We start from the raw sequence: 7923 nt of genomic DNA, 5'->3' as shown, positions 1-7923 counted from the left end.
TGGCGTTGTCGGCATTTTGACGAACAGTGCTGGTGAGTTCTTCCATGGAGCTGGCCGTCTCTTCGAGCGAGCTGGCTTGTGATTCGGTTCTGCTGGATAGATCGGCATTCCCTGAGGCGATCTCTTTGGACGCTACTGTGATCGTCTCCGTTCCCTGTTTAATTTGCGAAACAGTATCGATCAGATTAGTCTGCATCAATTTCAACGATTGTAAGAGATCCCCGATTTCGTCACTGACATCAATCTGGATATCATTGGTGAGGTCACCGCTAGCTATATGATCAGCAACACTCGCGGCACGTTTAATCGGCAGAGAAATGGTGCGAGTGATATACCAGGCTGCAAACATACCAATCGCCAGAATGATGAAACCTACCACAATCATACTAGTCATTGAAACGCGATAATTAACCTGCGATTCATCGTAGGTTAATTTCATTGCCTCTCTCTGCTGCTGTGCCAGTTCAGTGAGAGCAACCATCCATTTTTCATGCGGAATGCCGAATTCAGTTTGCAGCAATGACGCTGCATCAAAATAATTTCCTTCGGCGACAAAAGATTTAATTTTGGTCACAAGGGACATCACAACTTGCTTTTGTTCAAAAGCCTTTACCAGCGTTGCCTTACCCTCCTGCCCTTCTATCAGTTGCTTTGCAAGCTCTTCAGATTTATTGTAGCTATCGACAATCTGAATTAATTTTTTTGTCTCTCTCTCTGCCTCGGCTACATCAGTAGGAGCCGTCATTTTTCTCAACACCAGAGAAAGTGCCCGACCTTGTTCCCGCATTTCAGTTGCCGCACTCAGACTAGCCACTTTATTGTTAAATATGTAGTCAAGAGATCCATGCTGCTGACTTAAGCGAAAGATTCCTAAAGCTAGTAAGCCAAGTGCGAACAAAAGCACCAAACCAAATCCAAGCGTTAAACGGGTACCGATTCTGATGTTCGAGAGCAGTTTCATATAACCCTTTATGAGATATAAAATGTATTTGCTATGTCGTTGGAACGCGTATTCTGAAACAAATGATGTACTTAACAGCACAATGAGAGACCATCAATGGTCATGCACAAGAACAAGCTATCTCTGTTTTATTCTGTAAAACACGATTCATGTACTGCTCAATAATATCACTGGGGAAATAAAATTTTTCAGGACTAAAAATTCAGCGAATTAATTTTTTTAATTTACGCAAGCTCGTTTTACCATCTGTCGCACATTCATTATTAAATAAAAACAAAGACATACTGTCTAAGTGTAGTTGAAGCTAAGGTTATTTTAAATATGTAATAAAATTTTAGGAGAAAACTGACACAAAACCCACACAAGCGCTAACAAATTCTAAGAACGAATGACTATCCTGGCAAATAGGGCATCCTCAGATTTTAGGGGTTGATGTGGCAGAGGGAGAGTCAGCGTGAACAGACGAGTTCAGAAATTACGTACTGAGAGGCTGAAGGATAAAATTTCTGAGAATGACTGAGTAATACCGAAATTATTACGTAATAGTGCTATACGCTACAACATTAGAGTAATCGAGGCAGCAGTAAGCAAAAAGCCCAGTCAAAAACTGGGCTTAGTACTTAATTTCATTGGCCTGCCCAGCAGGAATCGAACCTGCGACCCCGAGCTTAGAAGGCTCGTGCTCTATCCAACTGAGCTATGGACAGGTCGTTTGGATATGCATCGCACAAGATGCGACGCATAAAAACAGAAGGCTGAATAGTACATGGAATACCATCCATATTCAAGAATGAAAGCCGTTCCGGACGTAATTAAACTCTATTTGGGAGCAATAATATCCGCTAACTGACGGGCATAACGATTTGCCATATCCAAATCAACCGCCTCAACCATGACACGAACTAAAGGTTCTGTTCCAGAGGCGCGAATCAAGACACGACCTTTATCGCCCATTTCGGTTTCAGCACGATTTTTTTCACTCATCGCCAGTGGATTTTTTTGCCAGTCAAAACCAGCAGGGACTTTCACATTAATCAGTACCTGAGGAAAAAGATGTAATTGCTCAAAGCATTGATCCAAGGTTTTATTATTACGGCGCAAAGCAGAGAGCACTTGCAAGGCAGAGACAATTCCATCCCCTGTCGTGTGTTTATCCAGACACAGTAAGTGACCGGAACCTTCACCACCTAATAACCATCCATGCTCTTGCATTTGTTCGAGCACATAGCGATCGCCGACTTTAGCCCGTACAAAACCAACGCCGAGTTCTTTCAGCGCCAGCTCTACTGCCATATTCGTCATTAAAGTACCGACCACCCCCTTAACCGGGCCAATCGCCAACCGATCCATGACCATCAGATACAAGAGTTGATCACCATTGTAAATTTTACCGTTCTTGTCAACCATGACCAGCCGATCGGCATCCCCATCAAGGGCAATACCTATATCAGCATGATTTGCTCTCACAGCTAACGCTAATGCATCCGGCGCAGTTGCACCGACCTTATCATTAATATTAAATCCATTTGGCTGATTACCAATGGAGATGACTTCGGCACCTAATTCGTGGAAGACATGGGGAGCAATATCGTAGGCCGCACCGTGAGCGCAATCAACTACAATTTTCAATCCGCGCAAATCCAGTTCATTTGGGTAGGTACTTTTGCAAAATTCGATATATCGGCCGTTAGCATCGCGCAAACGATGTGCCTTGCCTAGCAAATCTGAACTAACACAGTCCATTGTGCGCTCCAGTTCTGCCTCAATCGCCAGCTCAACTTCATCAGGCAATTTGTTTCCCTGGGCAGAAAAGAATTTAATACCGTTGTCGTAATACGGATTGTGAGAGGCCGATATCACAACACCGGCAGACAAACGCAAAGCACGCGTCAGATAAGCAACGGCTGGTGTTGGCATTGGGCCTGACAACATCACGTCGACACCAGCTGCCGCGAATCCGGCTTCTAGTGAGGCCTCTAACATATATCCAGATACTCTCGTATCTTTACCAATCAGCACGGTAGGTTTAGATTCTCCAACATGACCGTTTTGCGCAAGAACTTTACCTGCGGCATAACCTAAACGCATTACGAAATCAGGCGTAATTGGTGACACACCGACTTTGCCTCGAATGCCATCGGTACCAAAATATTTTCTCGTCATTTTTATTCTCTTTATGTAATTACCTAGCTACTTAATTACTTGATTACTGAACTATCTAACCATCTAATTACTTAATGCTTGCCATACTTTGATGGCATCGACCGTTCCGGCTACATCATGCACCCGTACAATCTTTGCTCCACGGGCGATGGCCGCTAATGCCGCAGCCAAGCTTGCCGCCTGACGATGCTCAACATGCTTTCCGGTAATCGTTCCCAACATGGACTTGCGTGATAAGCCTGCCAGCAACGGCAGACCATGTTTAATCTGAAATTGTTCTATGTTTTTTAACATCGAAATATTATGCTCCAGAGTTTTTCCAAAACCAAACCCCGGGTCGATGCAAAGGCGTGAATTCTCTATACTGGCCTTATTCAAGGCGGTCAGGCGCTCTTCGAGGAACGATGTGACCTCTTGATTCACATCCTCATACCGAGGGCGTTGCTGCATGTCTGCGGGAGAGTTTTGCATGTGCATGACACATAAGCCGACATCACTTGTTGCGACAGTCGTGATAGCACCTTCAGACCGAAACCCACTGATGTCATTAATCATATCGGCACCGGCAAGTATCACCTCACGCATGACTTCAGCTTTATAGGTATCAATTGATAAAGGTTTGCCACAGTCACGCAAAGCGTAAATAATCGGCATCACCCGATCTAACTCTTCACTCAGAGAAACAGGGACTGAGCCTGGCCGGGTAGACTCTCCACCTATATCAATGATATCAACGCCATCCCGGATCATTTGCTCTGCATGCGACATAGCGCCGTCAAGTGCCTGAAACTGCCCGCCGTCAGAAAACGAATCTGGCGTTACATTCAGGATACCCATCACAATCGGTCGAAATTGGCTTCCCTGTAAAGGAAAGCGATACCGTCCGCAATCAAAAAAATTATTCATAAATATAAAAAAATTAGGGCGAGAATCACTTCTCACCCTAAACTAAATTAAACGTATTTCACCAAATAAATCTCAGGCTGGTGCCGCCGCATTAGGAGATACACCACCAGAACTTGAATCTGAAGGTGTTTTTCTAGTGGACTGGCCTGGCTTTGGCGGGCGAGGATCGATACCACTCATGATGTCATTAATCTGATCCGCATCAATCGTCTCCCAGTCCAGCAATGCCTTAGTCATTGCCTCAACCTTGTCACGATTCTCTTCTAACAATTTACGTGACAATGCATATTGCGTATCCAGAATACTACGGATCTCCGCGTCAACTTTTTGCTGAGTTACTTCAGAAATTGTTTTAGAAGGGCCGCCGAAGTAACCTTCACTTTGACTGTCCTCATACACCATCACGCCCATGCTATCGGACATACCAAAACGAGTGACCATCGCGCGGGCCAGTTTGGTTGCACGAGAAAAGTCATTTGATGCACCAGTCGACATCTGTCCGACAAAAATTTCTTCAGCAATACGACCGCCAAACAAAATTGAAATTTCTTCCAGCATTTTGTCTTTATAACCGCTGATCTGATCATGCTCAGGTAATTGCCAAGTCAATCCTAATGCAAAACCACGCGGCATGATGGTGACTTTGTGCACAGGATCTGCTTTGGGCAACAACTTTGCCACGACTGCGTGACCAGATTCATGGTAAGCCGTGTTACGACGTTCGTCTTCACGCATCACCATGGATTTACGTTCTGGACCCATGAAGATTTTATCTTTTGCATCTTCAAAATCCAGCATTTCTACCAGACGCTTATTACGACGCGCAGCAAACAATGCGGCTTCATTCACCAGATTCGCCAGATCAGCGCCAGACATACCAGGAGTTCCGCGAGCCAGAATATCCGCCTTAACATCAGTGCTAATAGGGACCTTGCGCATGTGTACGTTCAAGATTTGTTCACGACCGCGAATATCTGGCAAGCCCACAGAAACCTGACGATCAAAACGACCTGGACGCAATAAGGCTTTATCCAATACGTCAGCGCGGTTAGTCGCTGCGATCACGATTACACCAGAATTAGCCTCGAAGCCATCCATCTCAACCAGCATCTGATTCAATGTTTGTTCACGCTCATCATTACCGCCACCCATACCAGCACCACGATGGCGTCCGACAGCATCGATCTCATCAATAAAGATAATGCATGGCGCATGTTTTTTCGCATTTTCAAACATATCGCGAACACGGGAAGCACCTACACCGACAAACATTTCAACAAAGTCTGAGCCTGAAATAGTAAAAAATGGCACCTTGGCTTCACCCGCAATTGCACGAGCCAGCAAAGTTTTACCTGTACCCGGAGGGCCTACCATTAATACGCCACGCGGGATACGTCCACCAAGTTTTTGAAACTTGCTTGGATCACGCAAGAAATCAACGATTTCACCAACTTCTTCTTTCGCTTCATCGCAACCGGCGACATCGGCAAAAGTGACATTGTTATTGGTATCATCCAGCATTCTGGCTTTGGACTTACCAAAAGAAAAAGCACCGCCCTTGCCGCCGCCCTGCATCTGGCGCATGAAGAATACCCAAACGCCGATCAACAACAGCATCGGGAACCATGAAATAAACACCTGCGACAAGAACGATTGCTCTTCGGGTGGTTTATTATCAAATTTAATACCGTTGTTTACCAGATCGCCAACCAGACCGCGATCAAATATCGTCAGTTGAGATTTAATTTTTTTACCGTCCAGTGTCGTCGCCGTGACAGTGCGGTTTGCATCATCAATCGTTGCGTCTTTGATGTGTTTAGCACGAACCTCATCCAGAAACTCGGAATATGGCATTGCGGAGGCACCAGAAGAAATGCCCTTATCAAACTGTTTGAACACAGTAAAAAGCACCAAGGCAATAACGACCCAAATGGCTGCTTTTGAAAACATATTATTCACGAGAACTCCTTGGACGTATAAGCACGCCTGTACACACTGTAATTTTGCATTTTACCCGCATTGGATAGAGCTTGCTAGAGCGCATATGCAGCCCACTTTGATGATTATCAAGGTCTGATTGGCTGACAATTTGGCTATATTTGATCTATTTAAGGATTTTTAATCATTTTTCAGCCCGCGACCAAGCAAAAATATCTCAGATGACTTGTCTTTGCTGGCTTTTGGTTTTTTACTAGTGACAGTTTTAAATTGTGTTTTAAACATGGTCACAATCGTATTGTAAGCAGGACCATGAAAACACTTCACCAGTAAAGCTCCTGTCGGCTTTAGATGCGCGTTAGAAAATTCCACTGCCAGCTCAAGAATATACTCGATACGTGCAGCATCCACAGTAGAATTGCCTGATAGATTAGGTGCCATATCAGATAATACAAGATCTAATTTACGGCCTTGCAATTTAGCCTCCAGTTGACTCAGTACCTCTTCCTCACGGAAATCGCCCTGAATAAATTGGACATCAGCAATGGGATCCATTGGCAATAAGTCCAGTGCAAAAATTTCACCCAAGATACCGCCGCCGTCTTTGCCTGCTAATTTATTACGTACATATTGCGACCAACTACCTGGTGTTGCCCCTAAATCGACGATAATCTGTCCTGGCTTGATCAATTTTTCCGCTTCATCGATTTCCTTCAGCTTATAAACGGCACGCGCACGATAACCTTCCTTCTGTGCCAATTTGACATAAGGATCGTTAATATGGTCGTGCACCCAATTTTGATTGAATTTATTTTTTGCCATTCGCGTAAAATACTGCTTTTAAAGGAATTTATATGTTGAAACTCACGCCCGCTGAACGTAGCGAATTGCGCTCCGAAGCCCATGCCCTGAAACCTATCGTTCTGATCGGTGAAGCCGGTTTATCGCCCGCCGTGATGAAAGAAATCGATGCTGGTCTCAGCTCTCATGGATTGATTAAAGTACGCGTATTTGGCGATGACCGCGAAGCACGCGTTACAATGTATGACACGATTTGCGAGTCGCTCAAAGCAGCGCCAGTCCAGCATATCGGTAAATTACTGGTTCTTTATCGCCCCAAAGTCGACGGCATCAAAGAAACCAAGTTAGTTAAAAAAGGCAAAGGTATGCGTGAGGTTACGATCGTTAAACCTAGCGCCAGCGGCACCAAAAAACCTACGGTTTCGAAAGTCATGGTTAAAGGCAATGAGCGCGTCACACAAGGTGGTTCGATCAAGCGTGCTAAACCACGTCAATCCAGCGCGAAGAAATCTGCTTTGGGTAATGCCTGATCATACAGCAAATGCAGCATTTCGCTGCAAATCAATAGAAGACCAGACCTTGATCAGTCTGGTCTTTTTTATTTAGATGTACAAAACATCCAGCACTTCGTACTCACGAACACCGGCAGGTGCCTGAACACCGACGACGTCACCGGCATATTTACCGATCAGAGCGCGTGCAATCGGTGAACTGATTGAAACTTTACTTAGTTTAATATCAGCCTCATCGTCACCAACGATCTGATAACTGACTTTTTGTTCTGTTTCGAGATCTTCCAAACGCACTGTTGCTCCAAACACGACACGACCTTCTGCATCCAGAGTTGAAGGGTCGATAATTTGTGCGGCGCTGAGCTTACCTTCCAATTCAGCAATACGTCCCTCGATAAAACTCTGACGCTCTTTCGCCGCATCATATTCAGCATTTTCTGACAAATCGCCCTGAGCGCGCGCTTCAGCAATAGCGTTAATGACGTCTGGACGCTCTTTCGTCTTCAGATTATGCAATTCTTGCTTCAGCAATTCTGCGCCGAACTTGGTAAGAGGTACTGTACTCATTTCATTCACACTCATAAAGTAAAAATACAGAGGCCACATCTGGCATCCGGACTGGACGCCGTCTGTGACCTCTGT

At 44.9% G+C, this 7923-nt stretch carries 7 protein-coding genes and 1 tRNA gene; 1 reads left to right on the top strand and 7 read right to left on the bottom strand.

The features are described from left to right. The 6 genes from ACO0K4_RS18565 to ACO0K4_RS18540 form a co-directional block, all read right to left on the bottom strand. A partial coding sequence (locus tag ACO0K4_RS18565; RefSeq protein ID WP_422958160.1) for a HAMP domain-containing protein occupies nucleotides 1–1042 on the bottom strand: 1042 nt, incomplete at its 3' end. A 549-nt stretch (nucleotides 1043–1591) separates the two neighbouring features. After that, nucleotides 1592–1668 (bottom strand) — tRNA-Arg (locus ACO0K4_RS18560). A gap of 112 nt (nucleotides 1669–1780) precedes the next feature. After that, on the bottom strand, nucleotides 1781–3124 hold the full coding sequence (gene glmM, locus ACO0K4_RS18555) for a phosphoglucosamine mutase (protein WP_422958159.1): 1344 nt from the start codon (nucleotides 3122–3124) through the stop codon (nucleotides 1781–1783). Between the two features lie 63 nt (nucleotides 3125–3187). Beyond that, nucleotides 3188–4030, bottom strand: coding sequence for a dihydropteroate synthase (folP, locus tag ACO0K4_RS18550; RefSeq protein WP_422958158.1), 843 nt, complete (start codon nucleotides 4028–4030; stop codon nucleotides 3188–3190). Between the two features lie 72 nt (nucleotides 4031–4102). Then, entirely contained in the window at nucleotides 4103–5989 is a 1887-nt protein-coding gene (gene ftsH, locus ACO0K4_RS18545; protein ID WP_422958157.1) for an ATP-dependent zinc metalloprotease FtsH, read from the bottom strand. A 159-nt stretch (nucleotides 5990–6148) separates the two neighbouring features. Then, a complete protein-coding gene (locus ACO0K4_RS18540) occupies nucleotides 6149–6790 on the bottom strand; it encodes an RlmE family RNA methyltransferase (RefSeq protein WP_422958156.1) in 642 nt (213 codons plus the stop codon). A gap of 32 nt (nucleotides 6791–6822) precedes the next feature. Here ACO0K4_RS18540 and ACO0K4_RS18535 point away from each other — a divergent pair, with 32 nt between their 5' ends. Further along, nucleotides 6823–7299: a YhbY family RNA-binding protein gene (locus tag ACO0K4_RS18535; protein WP_422958155.1), complete on the top strand. Its 477-nt coding sequence runs from the start codon at nucleotides 6823–6825 to the stop codon at nucleotides 7297–7299. A 72-nt stretch (nucleotides 7300–7371) separates the two neighbouring features. On the opposite strand, the gene greA is transcribed toward ACO0K4_RS18535, so the two are convergent. Next, nucleotides 7372–7848, bottom strand: coding sequence for a transcription elongation factor GreA (gene greA, locus ACO0K4_RS18530; RefSeq protein WP_422958154.1), 477 nt, complete (start codon nucleotides 7846–7848; stop codon nucleotides 7372–7374). Nucleotides 7849–7923: the final 75 nt, after the last annotated feature.

This window comes from Undibacterium sp. RuTC16W (genome assembly GCF_049339445.1).
Classification (GTDB): domain Bacteria; phylum Pseudomonadota; class Gammaproteobacteria; order Burkholderiales; family Burkholderiaceae_D; genus Undibacterium.
This window is presented reverse-complemented; position numbering and strand designations above follow the sequence as displayed.

What these genes read in the sequence shown, in the direction of transcription:
- ACO0K4_RS18535 (WP_422958155.1), top strand. Translation starts at nt 6,823, where the DNA reads ATGTTGAAACTCACGCCCGCTGAACGTAGCGAATTGCGCTCCGAAGCC.
- greA (WP_422958154.1), bottom strand. Translation starts at nt 7,848, where the DNA reads ATGAGTACAGTACCTCTTACCAAGTTCGGCGCAGAATTGCTGAAGCAA.
- glmM (WP_422958159.1), bottom strand. Translation starts at nt 3,124, where the DNA reads ATGACGAGAAAATATTTTGGTACCGATGGCATTCGAGGCAAAGTCGGT.
- ACO0K4_RS18540 (WP_422958156.1), bottom strand. Translation starts at nt 6,790, where the DNA reads ATGGCAAAAAATAAATTCAATCAAAATTGGGTGCACGACCATATTAAC.
- folP (WP_422958158.1), bottom strand. Translation starts at nt 4,030, where the DNA reads ATGAATAATTTTTTTGATTGCGGACGGTATCGCTTTCCTTTACAGGGA.